The organism is Stenotrophomonas sp. STEN083, assembly GCF_056759195.1.
The window spans coordinates 47,995-65,108 of record NZ_JBRRCU010000005.1; the positions used below are offsets into that span (position 1 = coordinate 47,995).

Annotated in this window: 11 protein-coding genes; 5 read left to right on the forward strand and 6 right to left on the reverse strand. The window is 59.0% G+C overall.

All coding sequences use genetic code 11. The features are described from left to right. Nucleotides 1–4: 4 nt before the first annotated feature. From ACVOK8_RS02915 to ACVOK8_RS02930, 4 genes are all read right to left on the reverse strand, one after another. Nucleotides 5–502 carry an Hcp family type VI secretion system effector gene (locus ACVOK8_RS02915; RefSeq protein WP_057628616.1) on the reverse strand — a complete coding sequence of 166 codons (498 nt, stop codon included), beginning with the start codon at nt 500–502 and terminating at the stop codon, nt 5–7. Between the two features lie 146 nt (nt 503–648). Beyond that, complete coding sequence (tssC, locus tag ACVOK8_RS02920; protein WP_481514707.1) at nt 649–2,139, reverse strand: type VI secretion system contractile sheath large subunit; 1,491 nt, start codon at nt 2,137–2,139, stop codon at nt 649–651. 3 nt (nt 2,140–2,142) lie between these two features. Further along, nucleotides 2,143–2,643 (reverse strand): type VI secretion system contractile sheath small subunit, encoded by a 501-nt coding sequence (tssB, locus tag ACVOK8_RS02925; RefSeq protein WP_481565500.1) that lies wholly within the window; start codon nt 2,641–2,643, stop codon nt 2,143–2,145. 32 nt (nt 2,644–2,675) lie between these two features. Beyond that, nucleotides 2,676–3,203 (reverse strand): tetratricopeptide repeat protein, encoded by a 528-nt coding sequence (locus ACVOK8_RS02930; protein ID WP_481565501.1) that lies wholly within the window; start codon nt 3,201–3,203, stop codon nt 2,676–2,678. Between the two features lie 338 nt (nt 3,204–3,541). On the opposite strand from ACVOK8_RS02930, the gene tssJ reads away from it, so the two are divergent. The 5 genes from tssJ to ACVOK8_RS02955 all read left to right on the forward strand — a co-directional run bounded on the left by tssJ (nt 3,542) and on the right by ACVOK8_RS02955 (nt 11,745). Then, complete coding sequence (tssJ, locus tag ACVOK8_RS02935; protein ID WP_481565502.1) at nt 3,542–4,153, forward strand: type VI secretion system lipoprotein TssJ; 612 nt, start codon at nt 3,542–3,544, stop codon at nt 4,151–4,153. Nucleotides 4,154–4,375: 222 nt separating this feature from the next. Beyond that, complete coding sequence (gene tssK, locus ACVOK8_RS02940; protein ID WP_481565503.1) at nt 4,376–5,710, forward strand: type VI secretion system baseplate subunit TssK; 1,335 nt, start codon at nt 4,376–4,378, stop codon at nt 5,708–5,710. Further along, nucleotides 5,710–6,501: a type IVB secretion system protein IcmH/DotU gene (gene icmH / locus ACVOK8_RS02945; RefSeq protein WP_481565504.1), complete on the forward strand. Its 792-nt coding sequence runs from the start codon at nt 5,710–5,712 to the stop codon at nt 6,499–6,501. The genes tssK and icmH overlap by 1 nt, the downstream gene beginning before the upstream one ends. Before the next feature lie 10 nt (nt 6,502–6,511). After that, nucleotides 6,512–11,104, forward strand: a complete 4,593-nt coding sequence (gene tssI / locus ACVOK8_RS02950) for a type VI secretion system tip protein TssI/VgrG (RefSeq protein ID WP_481565505.1) — start codon at nt 6,512–6,514, stop codon at nt 11,102–11,104. Next, nucleotides 11,101–11,745: a DUF7738 domain-containing protein gene (locus ACVOK8_RS02955; protein ID WP_481565506.1), complete on the forward strand. Its 645-nt coding sequence runs from the start codon at nt 11,101–11,103 to the stop codon at nt 11,743–11,745. Before tssI ends, ACVOK8_RS02955 begins: the two co-directional genes overlap by 4 nt. A gap of 213 nt (nt 11,746–11,958) precedes the next feature. On the opposite strand, the gene ACVOK8_RS02960 is transcribed toward ACVOK8_RS02955, so the two are convergent. Then, nucleotides 11,959–12,555, reverse strand: a complete 597-nt coding sequence (locus tag ACVOK8_RS02960) for an imm11 family protein (protein ID WP_481565507.1) — start codon at nt 12,553–12,555, stop codon at nt 11,959–11,961. 15 nt (nt 12,556–12,570) lie between these two features. Beyond that, the gene (locus ACVOK8_RS02965) at nt 12,571–17,100 is read right to left on the reverse strand and encodes an RHS repeat-associated core domain-containing protein (RefSeq protein ID WP_481565508.1); all 4,530 of its coding nucleotides are present in this window, start codon (nt 17,098–17,100) and stop codon (nt 12,571–12,573) included. Nucleotides 17,101–17,114 lie beyond the last annotated feature (14 nt).

Genomic DNA, 17,114 nt, shown 5'->3' on the forward strand with positions numbered 1-17,114 from the left:
ATCATCAAACGGTGTAGTTCGGGATGTTCTTGGTTGCGCTCCACTGTGCCACGGTCTTGCCACCAACTCCGCCTTCCGGCTTCTGCTGCTGGTAAGTCCACTTGATTGCACCGAAGCTCAACTGAACCACTTCCTGCGGCATACCTTCCTTGTCGACCGTGGTGGTGACGCGGTGTACCAGCACGTTCAGCAGCTCGACCAGGTAGTAATTGATCGCGTTGCCGTCCTTGTCCGCACGCATGAACTCAACGCGTGCCTTCGGGAAGGTGGTGCCGTTTGCGGCGGCCTGGTTAAGGGCCGTGGAAGCGAGATCGATCGACTTGATGATTTCGATCGGCGACAGATTCACGCGGGCTGCCGTGGTACCACCAGAGGTGGAGGCAGTGGCCGAGCGAGGCTGCAGCAGATCCTGCGAGAAGGACTGGATTTCAATCCAATCCTTGTGCTTGTCGTCGTGCGACTCACCTTTGATGGTGTCAATTGAAAGAAAAGCATGTTGCATATCTGGTCTCCTAAATTCCGTTCTTCCGTGAGATTGTTTGCCGGGCGGGGGCCCGGCGATTGAGGGGGGCTTCGCCCTCTAGAAATGTGCGCCACCGCTAGGCAGGGACCGAAGTCCCCACCCGACGCTAAAGCAACATCAAATCGTTACGCTTTCTTTGCCGACGCCGGCAGTTCAGCAACAAGACGCAACGAAACAGACAGCTCATCGAGCTGGAAATGTGGCCTGATGAAGGCCACCGCGCGGTAGACACCGGGCTTGCCCGGCACTTCCGAAACCTGCACAGATGCTTCACGCAACGGGAACTGCGCCTTGGCTTCCTGGCTGGCGTTGTCGTCCAACAGTACGTATTGGGCGATCCACCGATTCAGGAATTCCTCGACGTTGCCCGCGGATGCGAAGCTGCCGATCTTCTCGCGCATCATCGCCTTCAAGTAGTGAGCGATACGCGAAACCGCGAAAATGTACTGCAGCTGCGCAGACAGGATCGCGTTGGCATTGGCCGAATCGGTGTTGTACTTCTTCGGCTTCTGTGCCGACTGCGCACCGAAGAAGGCGGCGTAGTCGGTGTTTTTGCAGTGCACCAGCGGCATGAAGCCGAGGTCACTGAGTTCTTTTTCACGACGGTCGGTGATGGCAACCTCGGTCGGGCACTTCAGTGCCACTTCGCCATCATCGGTGCGGAAGGTGTGCGTCGGCAGGTCTTCGACCAGGCCGCCACCTTCAACACCGCGAATCGCTGCGCACCAACCGTAGCTCTCAAATGCCTGGGTCAGGCGCGCACCGGCCGCATAGGCGGTATTGCACCACAGGAATTTGCTGTGATCGGCAGCTTCGATCTCTTCAACGAAGTTGAAGCCTTCAACCGTGGTGCCGTCCTTGGGGTTGTACGGCAAACGGCCGAGGAAGCGCGGCAGCGTAAGGCCTACATAGCGGCTGTCCTCGCTCTCGCGGAACGACTTCCACTTGGCGTACTCCACCGTGTCGAACACCTTGGCCAGATCGCGCGGCTTGCCCAGGTCGGTGAACGACTCCAAGCCGAACATGCCTTCGCTGGCAGCAGACAGGAACGGCGCGTGTGCGGCGGCTGCCACGTGCGACATCTGTTCGATGAAGTACATGTCTTCCGGCTGACGACCAAGGAAGTAGTCACCGATCAAGGCACCGAACGGCGCACCACCGAAGGTGCCGAACTCTTCCTCATAGACCTTCTTGAACAGCGCGCTCTGGTCGAAGTCGATAGCCGACTTGAAGTCCTTGACCAGGTCCTTCTTCGGCGAATTGAAGACCTTGATCTTCATGTTCGGGCCGGTAGAGGTCTGCGAGCACAGATAGTGCAAGCCACGCCAGCTACCTTCCAGCGCCTGGAACTCCTGGGCATGCATCACCGCGCTGAGCTGCTCGGAAATGATCCGGTCGATCTCGGCGATACGCGCGTCCAGGGTCAGATTGAGGTTGTCAGACACCACGACCGTGCCATCCATCACTTCCTGCGCGAGCGCGGAGATGATGTCCTTGGCACGTTCATGCTCGGTGCGCGACTTGGCGACCTTACTCTTCTCTACGATCTGGTCGAGCAGATCGATTTCTTCAGTAGCCGCGACCGGCGCGGACAGTTGACTGGCTTCAGACGCCATCGCTTATTCCTCCTTCGCCGCGCCGAGCTTCTTGAGCTGCTCGGTGTTGTTGAGCACGTCGGTCAACAGGTCCTCGAGCTTCTCATTGCCCGCCAACTTGTTGCGCAGATCTGCCAGCTTGGTGCGCGACTCGAGCAGGCGACGCAGCGGATCAATCTGCTGCACCACCGATTCCGGACGGAAGTCATCAATCGAGTTGAACTTCAACTCGACGCCGAACTCGCCACCGCTTTCGCTGATCTTGTTGGGCACGCGATAGACCGCGCGCGGGCCAGCCGCTTCCATGACCTCGTCGAAATTGTCGAGGTCGACGTTGACGAACTTGCGGTCCTTGACCTTGGGCAGCGCATTTTCCGGCGTGCCACTGAAGTCACCCATCACACCGACCACAAACGGCAGCTCTTTCTGCTCGATCGCGTCGCCCTTTTCCACGTCATACGTAAGCTGCACGCGTGGCGGCCGGATCTTCTGCAACCGCTTTTGAACGCTGTCCTTCTTGGCCATGAGTGTCTCCTGACTGGTCCTGTTGATCCGGTTTAGTTGCCAATGTTCTGGAAGGGGTCCGCGCCGCTGTCACGCGCCGGGCGCGCCGGTGCGGGCTGGGCGGCTGCAGGCTGAGCGGCACGACGGCTCGCAGCCGTCGAACGCGTCGCCTGTCGCGTCGCACGCGGCTTTGGCTTGCCGGTTTCAAGAATGGCGTCACCCATGGTGCTACGCAGCGTAGTCACCAACGTCTGCGCTTCACGCTGTGCGGTTTCCGACGCCAACGCACCGCGCCCACCCAGGCGCTGCAGCGATTCGTTGGCAATGCGGAAGCCAGCGACGGTCAGAACGCCGTCGGCGACAAGGTCATCAGGATCCCGCTGCAATACTTCTTCAGCCGCAACGATTGCGCGTGCATAGCGATTCTGGTCGAACTGCAATTGCGCAATGCGCACCCACGGCTCCTTGCGTGTCGGATCGGCTTTCGCAGCAACCTCGAACGCACTGATCGCCGCATCCGGCCCTGCCGTAGCGACCTGCGCCTCGGCATTTGCCAACGTTACATCGAAAGGAATTTCCACTGCCTTCTTTGGTGTCGATGCACATGCGCCCAACCCCGACAGCAGTGCCAACGCCAAAACCGAACGACGTGTTGCCGCCCCAAACACCTTCACATCCATAGTGATTCCTTCGTCGAAATAAGTTCCTAAAGGGAGCCGCATTTCCGCCGATACATCTTGCGGGAATCCAGTCCCAGCGGCGGCAGTGTACATTCGCAAATGCGCGTGGGTATAGTTATTTTCAAATTCGCGATGTGTTTGCTCTAGACATTCCCTTCACATCGTCGTGCTGCACTTGCACCGACATGTCGTCACTTCCCCGCTGTTTTCTTGGTGCCCATCACTAAATGAATGCGTACATGAGCAAACTTCTACGTGTGGCTTCCGTCACAACTTTCGCCCTTGTGGCCACCATTGGATTAGCTGGTTGTGCGTCCGGTGGCAAGTTGAGCAAGGCGATGGACAGTACACTGCAAGCCGTTGGGCTGCGTGAAAGCAAACCTGAAAAACCCCCTGTAATACCGCTGAAAATCTACGCCGGGACAAATCTCAATGCCGGCAATGACAAGCGCGCAAGTGCTGCAGTGCTGAAGATCTATCACCTGCGCAGTGCACAACGGTTTGAGCAAGCCTCCTTCAACTCCTTCCTTGACCAAGCCGGTGAACAGACCGCGCTTGGGGCAGACCTTCTTTCTGTTAACGAAGTAGTACTGACACCGGGTGTACGCCAGGAATTGTCCGAACAACTCAGTGATGGCACCGCTGTCATTGGCGTCGTCGCGCTGTTCCGCTCGCCAGCAGAAGCACGATGGCGCATGGCCTTTGATGCACGCAACAAGACTCTTCCCAATGATGGTCTGACAATTGGTGTACACGCGTGTGCACTAACAACTGATAGCCCAGCATTAAGCTCACGCATCTCTGGTGATCCGCGCAGCCTGGCCTCAATACGCTGTGCAGGCGCCCGCTGAACGACGGTGCGTTTTTGCTGTAACAACAACATCAAGGCACGGGCATGCGCTAGTATCTGGCGCGTTCGAACCACAAGATGTGATGCGAATCCGGATGTGAATGGAGTTTTCACATCAAGCTGCGAAGCTGCCGGTGCAGCGGTAATGCGCCGAAGGGCGAAGCGCCTGAAGCAACGCGCCAACGAAATTTCCAAGGACTGAAATGTGGCTTACGTAAGCAGGATGTCGAAGGTCTTATGGGGTGAAGGCTTGTTCCTTCGCCCGCAGCACTTCCAGCGTCAAGACGCCTATCACGAGGCGCGCCTACAAGACCTGTCGCAGACATTGCATCCCTATGCCTGGGGCGCGCGCCGCGTGCGCTTTGATACGCATGCTCTGACAGGCGGCACCCTGCGCCCCCTAGATCTATCCGCGGTGTTTCCTGACGGCGAAAGCTACGATGCTCCGGTACACGACGGCCTGCCGGATGCTGTATCGCTGCAGGATCTTCCAGCGGGGATTCAGTCAACGATTGTGTATCTCGCATTACCGCTATTGCGTGATGATGGTCGCAATTGTGCTGACACCGAAGGCACCGCACTCGCGCGCTATCGGCAAGCCAACCGGGTTTCGGATGACTTGTTTACCGATGCAGCCGAAGCTGAATTGGCGTATCTCAGCAAAGCAGTGAAGCTGCTTACCGACGACCAGCCCAGGGATGCCTACGCAACGGTTCCTGTTGCGCGCGTGCGCAGGACGTCAAGCGGCGGTTTCGAGTTGGACGACGAGTTCATTCCGCCGTGCGCACAGTTGCAGGCATCGCCGTTCCTTCATCGCGAACTACGTTCCGTGCTGGATGCGCTGCAGGCAAAGGTCGACGCGCTTTACGGCCTGCATCGGCAGACCTCGCAGAACATCATTGAATTCCGCTCGGGCGACATCGCATCGTTCTGGCTGCTGCATACGATCAACTCTTCGTTCAGCGCGCTTGCGCACCTGCAGCATCATCCGCAACTGCACCCGGAGCGCCTGCATCAGGAGCTGCTGCGCATGGCCGGCGCGCTGCTCACCTTCTCCAACACCTACCAGCTCAACGACCTGCCGGTATATCGCCACGATCAACCGGAGGCATCGTTCCGCAAGTTGTTGGAGATCGTGCGTGCCTTGCTGGAGACGGTGATCTCCACGCGCTACTTCAAGATCGCGCTGAGTGAGATCAAGCCGTCCTATCACCTGGGCCGGCTCGACTCGCAGCGCATCGATGGCGAGGCTTCGTTCTATCTTTCCGTATCGGCATCGATGCCGGCGCAGGATCTCATCCAGACCGTTCCGATCCGTTTCAAGATCGGTGCACCGGATGACGTCGAGAAGTGTGTGCTCTCCGCACTGCCTGGCGTGAAGCTCACACACGCGGCGCAGGTTCCTGCGGCAATTCCTGTACGACCGGGCAGCCACTATTTCGAGATTGATCCTCGCGGCGCGCTCTACGAGCGCATGCTCAAATCACAATCGCTGATGATCTATGTCCCGGCCGGCATTTCCGACCTGAAGCTGGAACTCGTTGCGGTGACCACCTGATGAACTCACATCTGCCTCCAACCCCTGGTCCGATGCCGTCACTGACCGGCAACGCATCCATGGCCAGCAACACACCTATTTCGACAGCGCCGCAAAGCCTGCAGGATCTGATGTCGGACGGCTTCTACCTGCTGCTGTTGCTGAAGCGCGGCCAGCTGCCAAATGATGCCGAAGGCTTCGTGCAGACCGTGCAGAAGTTCCTCGACAGCGTCGAGCGCAATGCAATGCGTCTGGGCATCGCGGCCGAAGACGTGTACGCCTCCAAGTATGCATTCTGTGCAGCGGTTGACGAGGCCATCCTCTCGCAACCTTCGGCGTTGCATGAAGTATGGGAGCGCAACCCGCTGCAGTTGCGCATGTTTGGCGAGCATCTCGCCGGTGAACACTTCTTCGACAAGCTTGAGGAGCTGCGCCGCCAAGGCGGCCCGCGGCTACCGTCGCTGGAGGTATACCACTACTGCCTGCTGATGGGTTTCGAGGGCAAATATCGCCTGGAAGGTACCGAGAAGCTTGGCTACCTCACCGCGCGGCTGGGCGACGAAATCGTCTACCTGAAAGGCAAGCGCCATGGTTTCGCGCCGCATGCGCTGCCACCGGACAACATCAGAAACCAGCTGCGGCGGGTAATTCCGCTGTGGCTACCCGCTGCGGTTGTCGGCTGCTTCGGTGTGCTCGCCTTCATTGGCCTGCGTACCTACATGGGTCACGACACCCGCCAACAGCTGGCTGCTTACAACAATGTCGTGCAGATGCCAGAACGCACCGCACACATCACGATCACTTTGCCATGAGCCTGTCGATATGGACGTCCCGAGCTCCTCGTTGTCTACCGCGCTCGCCGCGATTTCACATAGCAATCGGCTGATCAAGCTACAAGCACCGAACGAAGGGTTGGTGGTTGAGCGTTTCGAGGGCGAAGAAGCCCTGTGCGGCGATATGCAATTGCAGATTGACTGCCTCAGCACCGACGCCTATCTGCAGGCAGATAGCTGGTTGGAGCAAGCGCTGACCCTGCAGCTGCAGCTACCCGATGGTTCACAGCGCCAATGGCATGGACTGTGCACCAACGTGGCGCAGCTCGGCAGCGACGGCGGGCTGGCCCGTTACCAGCTCAGGCTCGAGCCCTGGACCGCGCTGCTGCGCCTGCGCCGCAACGCGGTGATCTTCCAGGAGCTGGATGTGCGCGCGATCTGCGGGCAGATATTTGATGACTATCCGCAAGCAGCGTATCGCTTCGACGTCGAATCAAGCCTGCCGCAACGCGCCATCACCACCCAGTATCGCGAGACTGATTGGGACTTCGTCTGTCGGTTGTTGGCGGAAAGCGGGCTTGCCTGGCGTATCGAGCAGACGCAGGATGGCGACGGCTCCCATACACTGGTCGTATTCGATCCACAGGCCGAACTTTCCGATATCGGAACTGTGCGCTTCCATCGCATAGCGGCTAGCGAGTCCAGCGATGGCATCACCCATTTCGGCGAGCAGCGGCAACTCGTTCCAAACAGCAGCACAGTCGCCAGTTGGCATGGCGACAAACTTTCGGCCATTGCTGCACAGGCGAACGCCGAAGCTGGCGACGTTCCGTCGCTCGAAGTCTATGTACAACCACGCGCCGGCCGCTTCAACGAATCGAGCTGGGCGCAAAGCGAGGCGCAGGCGAGGCTGGATGCGCTGCAGCTTGCACAGGTTCTTTACAGCGGCAGCAGCAGTGAACGGCGCATGGCTGCCGGCTCCCGTTTCGTTCTATCCCAGCATCCGCAATACGAAGGCAGCGAGTTCCAGCTGTTGGTCGTCGCCCATACCGCGGTCAACAATCTCGACAGCGGCATCGCCGAACTGCTTGGCAACAGCGCGCTTGAGCGCGGCAGCTACCGAAACCATTTTCTTGCGGCCGATGCCAGCGTCCCGGTGCGCGCGCTGCCGCACGACCGCCCTGCCCTGCACGGCCTGCAGACCGCACGTGTCGTCGGCGTCGCCGAAGCCGCTCTCAGCCCGAACCGTGAGCACCAGGTACGTGTCCAGTTTTCGTGGCAGCGTGGCAGCACGCCCAATGCAGGTGGCCTGAGTGAAACAGGTAGTGCGCAGGCAGGACACGCTCCCGGCGATCACACCAGCGGCAGCTGGGTGTCGGTTGCCGAGTGGGTTGCCGGCCCCAACTGGGGCACCGCATTCCTGCCGCGTATCGGCAGTGAGGTACTGGTTGAATTCCTGCACGGCGACATCGACCAACCACGCATCACCGGCCAGCTTTACAACGGCAACGTAGCACCGCCGTTTGGCGGCGGCATCGATGAGAACGCAAAGCATCCCGGCGTGCTAAGCGGCCTGCACACGCGCGCGCATGACGGCGGCGGCAGCCAGCAATGGATGATGGACGACACCCCCGGGCAGTTGCGCACGCGCCTGCACAGTTCGCTTGCCGACAGTCGCCTGGAGCTCGGCTACCTGGTCCAGCATGAAGACACCGCGCGCGGTGCACTGCGTGGCGAGGGCTTTGAGCTGGCAACACAGGGCTGGGGCAACGTACACGCCGCGCAGGGCTTGTTGCTGTCCGCCAGCACACAAGAGCGCGCTGCTTCCACGGTGATGGACAACGCCGAGGTTGTTGCGCAGCTGAAAGGTGCAGAGCGTAGTCTTGAGCAGATGCAGCAGACGCTGCAGCAACAGCAGGTGCCCGGGCTCAAAGCCTGGCAACAGACCGGTCAGCTGCGCGAGCAGGTAGATCCAACGGCGGAAGGCAGCTTCAAGTCCGTGGTCAATGGCCAATCGCAGTTCAAGCCCAGCGACGGTCGCGCAACTGGTGATCAACCGGTCGAGCGTTTCGCCAAGCCCTTGCTGCTTGCCGAGGCGCCGAACCATATCGCATGGACCACACCAGCAAGCGCGATTGCCTTCGCCGGGCAGAACCTGCAGCTCACGGTGCAGCAGGATCTGCATGCAAGCAGCGGCGAAACAATCGCTGCGGTTTCAGGTGGCCAGGTGTCGCTGTTCGCGCAAGCTGGCCCGGTGCGCTTGATTGCCGCCAACGGCCCGGTCAGCCTACAGGCCAACGATGGCGAGCTGGAACTGCTGGCCGATCAAGCCATCACAGTTACCGCCACGGACCAGCGCATCGACGTGCTCGCCAAGAGCAAGGTCGTGCTGCAGGCCGGTAGCAGCGCGATCACGCTTGAAGGTGGCGACATCACCTTCAGCTGCCCCGGTGAATTCAAGGTCAAGGCCGGCGAACATCCATTCAAGAGCGGCAGCAGTGCGTCGCCGCGACTGCCGCCCCTGCCTGCATTCAAGATCAAACCTGATCCGACGCGAAAGATCGAAAGCACCTTCGCCTACGACCAGTTGCGTAGTGCTGCCGAGAAGTCGACCACCATCGAGTTCGTGATGATGATGGCACCGACATTCGGCTTCGACATACCCGCCAAAACCTACATGAAGCTGCAGGAGGCATTGAAGAGCGGCAGCTTCCCGCCGCCCAAGCACGAGGTGCTCAGCGGTGGCCCCTACCCTGCCGACTACGACAACAAAAAACGTCTCATCCGCGTACATGCATCGGCGGCTGATCAGGCATCGACGTCGATCGAGGCCTCACGCGAATTGCTGGCTGTGCTTCTGCACGAATTTGGTCACCACGTCGACAACGTGCTTCGCAACGATCTGGCAGAGAAAGATGCCAGTGGCAAGCCAAGCATCGCCGGCGACAGCGCGCATGAAGAAGGTACGAGCATGGCGTACCGGTTTGCCTTCTTCGATCTTGAAGGCAGCCATGAAACGACCTATGCCGACTACACCTCGCCCGAGTTCAGCGGCCCGCTGAAGGTCAACTATGCCGAGGTGCAGGCTGCACTGCGGCAGCAGGGTCCGGTTGCCGCGCAGGACAACCAGTCACACGACGGTCGCTACGAAGGCTTCAGCGCAGGCGATGGCGAGAACCACGCCAAGAACCCGGGGCAGTCATTTGGCCACCGCTCGATCGAAGCCGTGCTGGGCAGGGTCGGCTTCAGCCGCCGGGACCTGGCAGCGATCTACTTCGGCAACTGGCTGCGCGACTATTCGCAGCTGCTGGATCCGAAGATCGTGCGCCCGCCGAACATGCCGAAAGACCTCGGCAAGTACATTTCCCGCGAGGCACTGACCAAGATCGTCGACATCCTTGCTGGCGGCGAATTCCACGAGCTGCGTTACCGCGACAAGGCCCATTACGAGGTCACGCCTGCGCGCCTTGGTGTCTATCGGCCCAGCGAGCATATCGACAACCCAAAGAACATAAAGCCCGATCCAGCCGACCCGAAAACCATCGACAAGGACTTCGAGCCCTGGGTCACTGCCAACAGCCCGCTGCTTGGGGTCGACAAGACCACATCGCTGAAGCGCTACATCAGCAGCTCCAGCGCCTTCATGGCATCGGAACTGAGGCAGGCGATTTCCCTGGGCCGCACTGCCGACGGTATGCGTCACTTTGGCTCCGCGCTGCATGTACTGGAAGACTATTTCGCCCATTCCAACTTCTGCGAATTGAGCCTGCGCAAGATCGGGCACAACAACGTACTGGTCTGGACGGGGAAGGCGGACTGCAAACACACGTACCCGGTGGTTACCGGCATGTTCGGTTCCACCGACGTGATTGCCAGCCTGGCCGAACCCATCGCGCACAAACTGTTCAGCGTGGAGAGTTGGGAGTTCAAGGCCAGCAAGCCAGGTGATCGTTCGGACAGCGAAAGAATCATGCTCGTCCTGCTTTCCGAGCAGAGCGACCAGCGCTACTTCACCGCCTTCCAGAACTTCCTGAAACTGCGCGACCGCATGCTCAGCATTCCTGGCCACGAGTACCTGGAACGCGCTGGCTGGATCGCCTCGGCACCGATGCGGCTGATACTGAACAGCTACAACCTTGTCTACCAGCAGCTGCTGCTGCTGATCGGCAACAGCGTCGACGACGCCCAGACCATGTTCGACTCGGACCCGAACAAGAACGGTTCGACCGACCCCAGCCATTCGCAGCTTGCCAAGGATCACGACGTGCATCCGCTGCACACGTTGGCCGCGAAGCTGGCCCAGCAGGCAGTGACCGAGGTTGGCAAGGCCATGATTGGACGCTGGAACGGCAATGGGCTTTGTGATCCGGTGAAGATCGCGCAGGGCTACCTGGTGCATCCTTACGACAGCACCTGGCAATGTCCACATGTATCGGCCTGGGCCAAAGACCATGCCGCCAATATCCGCAGGGCTGCATCGGCGACCGAGATCGAGCACCTGCACGAAGAGCATGGCAAGGACGCACTCGAGGGCATCCGCCGCGTTGGTCGCTACGGTACCGAGAGCTGGGATTACATCACCAAGTTCTATGAAGATCTTTTCGGCGAGAAGAACCAGGTCAAAGGGAGCGGCAAGAAGTGAAAAAGCGCGTACTGGTCACCGCACTGCTCGGTTTGGCGCTCATCGGCTGCGATGTCAGCTCATCGCATGCAGAGTCGTCGAAGACCACAAGCACCGCGGCGGCCAGCACCGCGAAGCCCGCACTTGAAACCACGCCCACAGGCCTGACCTACCAAGGCAAGGCACTGCAGCTTGGCGCACCGATGAGCGCGTGGATCCAGGCACTGGGCCCAGACCATCGAAGCACGCAACCAAACCCCAGCCTGACGGTTCTGGTCTGGGACAAGCTCGGCATCCGCGTCTATCCGGATAATGCCAAAGAGCCAAACGCCAGCATCGTCACCATCGTCCTGAATCACATGGACAGCGAAGCGGCAGGCTTTGACGTACCCGCGCCCGGCACCGAGCTGGAACCACGGAGCGTCTTCAACCAGACAATCTCTTTGCAAGGGCTGCCGATCACCAACCGGACCACGGTACGCGAGCTGCGCGCTGCCGGTGGTGATGCCTGGGATGTCAGCTGCACCAAAGGCGTGGCCACCTGCTTCACCCATCGCACCGATCTTGCAGCGGACCAGCTGTCCATCGCCTTTGCGGTTGACGGGCGGATCGAAGACAGCGTGATCTACACAGTGGAACTGCAGATGGCAGATAAGCGATAGGCACGCAGTAGGCACTGGCAAAGCGCTGGGGAGTCGCTACTGCATCATGCCGACAAGACGTCCGACGGTAGCTTGGGAACTGAACACCTTTTTACCAAGGTGGAGCCAGCGACCGGCCACGGAAACAGGTACACCTGCACCCGCACCTTCTTCACCATCTCTAGCGCATCAATGATGCGGACGGTGGCTCAAAGGCAGCAGGCGTCTATAGCCTCAATCCCAGAAGTCACTCTTGGTATACGACGTGATTTCTTCGAAACCCATGCCCTGCAAGCCAGCATCTTCACACGCTGCACGAAACAACGCGTTGCACACCAAGGTGTGGCCGAGATCCAAGCAAAGAAACGCCGCACTTCCAGGCACCTTTTTCTCATCGACAACAAAACTCTCAACCGACTCCAGGACCGGCGCATCCGGAAAATACTTTTGATGCAAGACTTCGCCAGTCGCCAGGTCTTTCTCGAGCTCATAGCGAGAACGATCCAAGTCGATGACAGAAGCCCACGCGGACCATCTTAAATAGAAGTATTTCTTAACCGACGATGCGCCATCGGAAAGCACTACATCCACTGGAACGGCATCAACGCCAACATCAAATTTCCGGCATATCTCGACAAACTGCTCCGACGCCATCCAGTTCAGGTCCCAGTAGTCGAAGTTCAGAAATTTGTGTTTGGCTTCGTAAACATATCCGACCTCAAATCCGGCATTTGACAAATCCGGATCGAACGCATTCCACGCCCAAGGCTTGTTCAACTTTCCTTTCAAGACTACAGGGCATCCAACGTTGTCAGGAATGTAACGAACCATGTAAAGCATAATCAATCACCCCATCCTGCATGCATTTGATAGCGCGCGTGCCACCTTGCCGCTTTCAATATCGGCAAAAGCCCGCGACTGAACATTGCGAATACCTAACAAAAGCTGCATATCCGACAACTTTCCACTCTTCCAAGCGGTATTCAGCTTATCAATTTTTGCGGAGATATCGGCGGTATACATGTCATGATTACTCCAGTGCCCTACCATGCCTGTCTTTTTTGAAAGACTCTCAGAGCCCGGCATATGTATGCCATTTGCAGCACCGTTTCTATCAAAGCCCATCGACTCCAGGTGATCAAACATATCCTTGAAGGCGGGATTGTCCATCACCTCCTCAGGGATTAGATGATGCGCCTGCATGCCATCACCGACCCTGCCACCGATATTTCTGTCGAGCTCGGTACTCCCCCCCTTCAAGCCAAGTGGATCGGCCCACCTCAGCGTATTGACTGCGTACTCATATATGTTGATACCGCCGAGTATCCTGATGGGATCCTTCGAAACGAACGCGCAGATGTCAGAGGAAAAGTACCTATGCCTGGCATATGCGAGCCCGGTCTCGTCATCGTGGTACTGCCCTTGCAGGCCAATCCGGTTGGCTACCCGGCTTTGATAGGGACCTGACGAACCGCCGATACCAGAGCCTGCGGACCAGGCAATAGTTCCGAACCTGTCAATCAAGGCATGCGGAGCTCCATTCGGATCACACTGGTAGATGTATACCCGGTGCAGCCCCTTCCCCGCCAGAACCGACCCACTGTCTGGACGGGATCCCATTACCACGCCTACGGGCGTGCGTTTCGAGTCCTCGGTTTCGCCAATACGCTGCTGCGTCACCAAAGATGCCCCCATCGAACGCACCGGGCCCACCCCCACAGAGATACCAAGCTCCGTGGCTGCCCCCCCCAGAACCATCCCACCCAATCGACCTAGCGATGATTGATCTATCGATGTACCGATCTGCACTCGTTGTTCCAATGATGTAGACGAATCGACAGCAGCGATTTCGCTGATGGCGCCCGCCTTGATATCGGCCTGAGCGACTGGTGCGAGCCGATCGTTGGCCGCTTTGCCAGGTTCAATCAGGGCCAGGGGAACAAACGATTTGGCGCAGTAAACATACTCCCGCACCCGTTCATGCAACCTGGAGAGCTGCTGCTGTCGCGCCCGTACCTCCACCAGACTTGCAACATCTCCGACCCAGATCGGTGCGACCTCATCTTCATCGTTGGCCTGCTGGACTTCGCCCAGCAACGCGTCACCATCCCAGAAGAACCAGGTTGTGCAAGCCTGATTCCGTTTGAATACCCGTCGCCCAAGGGGGTCGTATCCATAGTCGGTCGTTACGTGATTCTTTGTACTTTCAGCAAGCCGATGATTCGCATCCCAGACAAGAGTGAGATCATCCGATCCACCTTGCAGACTCCCCCTGCGTACCAGGTCACCGCCCCTATCGAACACATAGTGCACTCCCTGATAGGTCCCCTCGCGCGTCCATGTTCCTTGAGCGTCGCTTTCACCACCCACGATCCTGCGCGCTTGTACCTGTTTGATCTCTGTCCGCAGACGATCACCCGCCGGATCAGTGAAAAATCGCTCTATCTTGCCCTTTGGATCGGTGTGCTGCAGCAGCCGCCCAATGACGTCGTACCGATACTCGTCCACGCCTTGGTCACTGTCATTGCGCCGTACTAGGTTGCCGCTCCGATCGTAGTCGTAACTTGTTTCAAGCAGCGGCGCCGCGTCCTTCAGGATGGACTGGGAGATCATCAGGTTGCGACTGTTGTAACTGAAGTGGCGCAGCAGATGCGGGCTTAGTACTTCCTGCGTAATCCGACCCAACGCATCGCGCTGCATCAGGATTGGCGACTCATCATTGATCGCGATCGACACCGCTTGATCGAGAAGATCGTAGACAATCGCCACAAGGTTGCCGGCGGAAGTCCGCCGCGACACGCGATTTCCAACCTCATCGTATCCATAGCTGACCTTGAAGCCGTCCTGCAGCTCCTCCAGCATTTTTCCGGCAGGATCGTAGCGTCGCTTTATGCTCCTCGCCGGATTCCGCAGTTCAGTCAGGCGTCCGACCTTGTCGTAGCCGAAATGCTCCTGCACCTGCCTTCCTGGATGCCTTACATCGGGCATTGTCTTGCAGACGATGCGCCCCAGCTTGTCGTTTGCGAAAGAGATTCGCTGCCCCAGCGCATCCACCACGCTTTTGAGGCGCCCCGCCGCATCGTAGTCATAGCGGCGTTCCTGACCCCAATAATCGACCTCGTTGACGATACGTCCAAGCGCGTCGCGTACCAGCTGATAGGACTCTCCGCGCTGGTTGATCACCGCGATCAGTTGTTGCTCGCTATCGTAACGGTACTGCACGCTATGGCCATCTGCCTGCATGCGGGTAGACACCTGCCCGACACCCACATACTCCAGACGAGTCTCTGTACCCGCCTCGTCGACGTACCGGATCAACTGGTCTTCAGCATCGTACTCACATCGGATGCTGGTTCCCTCTGGAGCTCGGACAACCAACAGGCGGCCCTTTTTGTCGTATTCGTAATGATTGGCCTGCCCTAGCGCATCCATCTGTTGCAAAAGATTGCCGAGAGGGTCGCTTGCATAGCGCGCTTCAGAGCCGAGCGCATCAATCACCGCACAGACCAGACCGTGCCGATCGTAACGCAACCGTGTCATCGCCTGCCGGGCATTCTGCTGGGCTAGAAGTTGACCTTCCGGGCTGTACTCGAAGCTTGTTCTCGCACCGAGTGGATCCACCTGTGCCACCAGCTTGAACTTATCGTCGAATTCCTGCTGCCACGTCGCGCCGTCTGGGGTCCGCAGAACAACCATGTTGTCCAGCGGATCATAGTCAAACTGAAAGCTGCTTCCATCTGCCCGTGTCAGGCAGCACAAGTTGCCGCGTGCATCGTAAGCAAAGCCCGTGCGCAGGCCTTCCGGATCCGTGACCGCCACCGTACGCCCGAAGTCGTCGTACTCAAAGAAGGTGACGCCATCGAGCGGATCAATTTCGCACAGTGGTAGCTGGTTCTCATCGAACTTGATCACACTCAGGTGGCCGAGCGAATCAGTCACGCGCGTCTCGCGCAGCAGTGCGTCGTACTCGAAGTGATAGTCGTACAGGCCGCCATCGCCCCAGGAGTGCACTACCCGTCCCTGCGCATCGAACGCGTAGTAGAACGACAGCCCGACCCGGTCCGTGTGCTGCACCAATCGATGCTGTTGATAGACAAATGTGCGCGCCGCACCCAAAGCGTCCAGCGCTGCAGCCAGATCACCTTCACCGCTATAGCGGTAACTCACCAGCGGATGCACCAGCCCGGTTGCCGGGTCGTGCAGTGCCATCCGCTCGATGCGGCCATGGCGCGTATCCACGTCGATGAAGCGGCCCTGTAAGCCGTCAACTCCGCTTTCAACGATACGTACCAGATGGCCATCATTGCGCTCGAAGCGCCAGAAGTTGCCACTGGCGTCTTCGATGCGTTCCAACGCCAGCAGGCCATGCACTGGTAGCGCAGCAACTCCACTCGGCAGGTCCCCGCCGAACACATATTGCAGCCCGCCCTTGAAGCGCACCCGCAGCTGACCGTTCCGGCGCAGCAGGCGCGCGCCATCCACAAAATCGAGTATCGCTGCCGCTTCACCATCAACCGGTGGCAGCTCGGGGAAGAAGGCCACCTGCCCCGGCCCCGACATCCACACCGAGCCGTCGGCCAACACTTCCAAAGTAATATCGGCAGGTGTCTGCCAGCCGATACCACAGGCGCCGCCGCGCCCGATCTGGGCGGAACTGTAGCTGCGCTGCCACGCGAACGGCAGACGGCCTGGGATTTCAAAATCCCGGTGACTGACCACCACGCTGCCGTCGCGGATATCAACCGGTTCAGCGCGCAGGATCTTGCACTTCAACGTGCCAGACGGCAGATGGCCCCACTTACCTTGACGCCAAGCCTTGAAGGCATCCATCTTGCCCTGGAAGAATTTGCTCTTGCGCAGCTTGCCCAACCCGGCAAACGCGGCGCGGAACGCCATCGCTGTCCACGAAATTGTTGGCGGCCCGCCCACGGTCACGCTACTGGGAATGGCCACGTTCAAACCGGTCGGCAGTGACATCGCGCGCAGCGGTTTCTTCGGCTTCTTCACCCGAAAGGGATTGATCATCCCGGCCAGGTTGCAGTCCAGCACCGGCATCGCCAGCCGGGAGAACGGCTCGCCATCCGCGGATACGGTACGGCTACCCATGAAGATTTCTTCGCCGTCGAACTGCGGACCCATTGGTGCCGCCAACGGTGGCGCCCACACGCCCAATGGAATATGCACGTCCAGCCCGCCAGTTCCGGCGGTGGCGCGGTGCACACCATTGACCTTGATCGTCGAGCCGATAAACGGAATGTAATCGAAGGGATCCAGCACCAAGCCGATATGCGGCGTTGGCAGCGGGCTTGGCGGCACCGCATACATGTGGATGTCGATGCCCAACTGCGGATCGAGGTGTTTGGCGGCGATGCTCATGGCAACACTCCTTG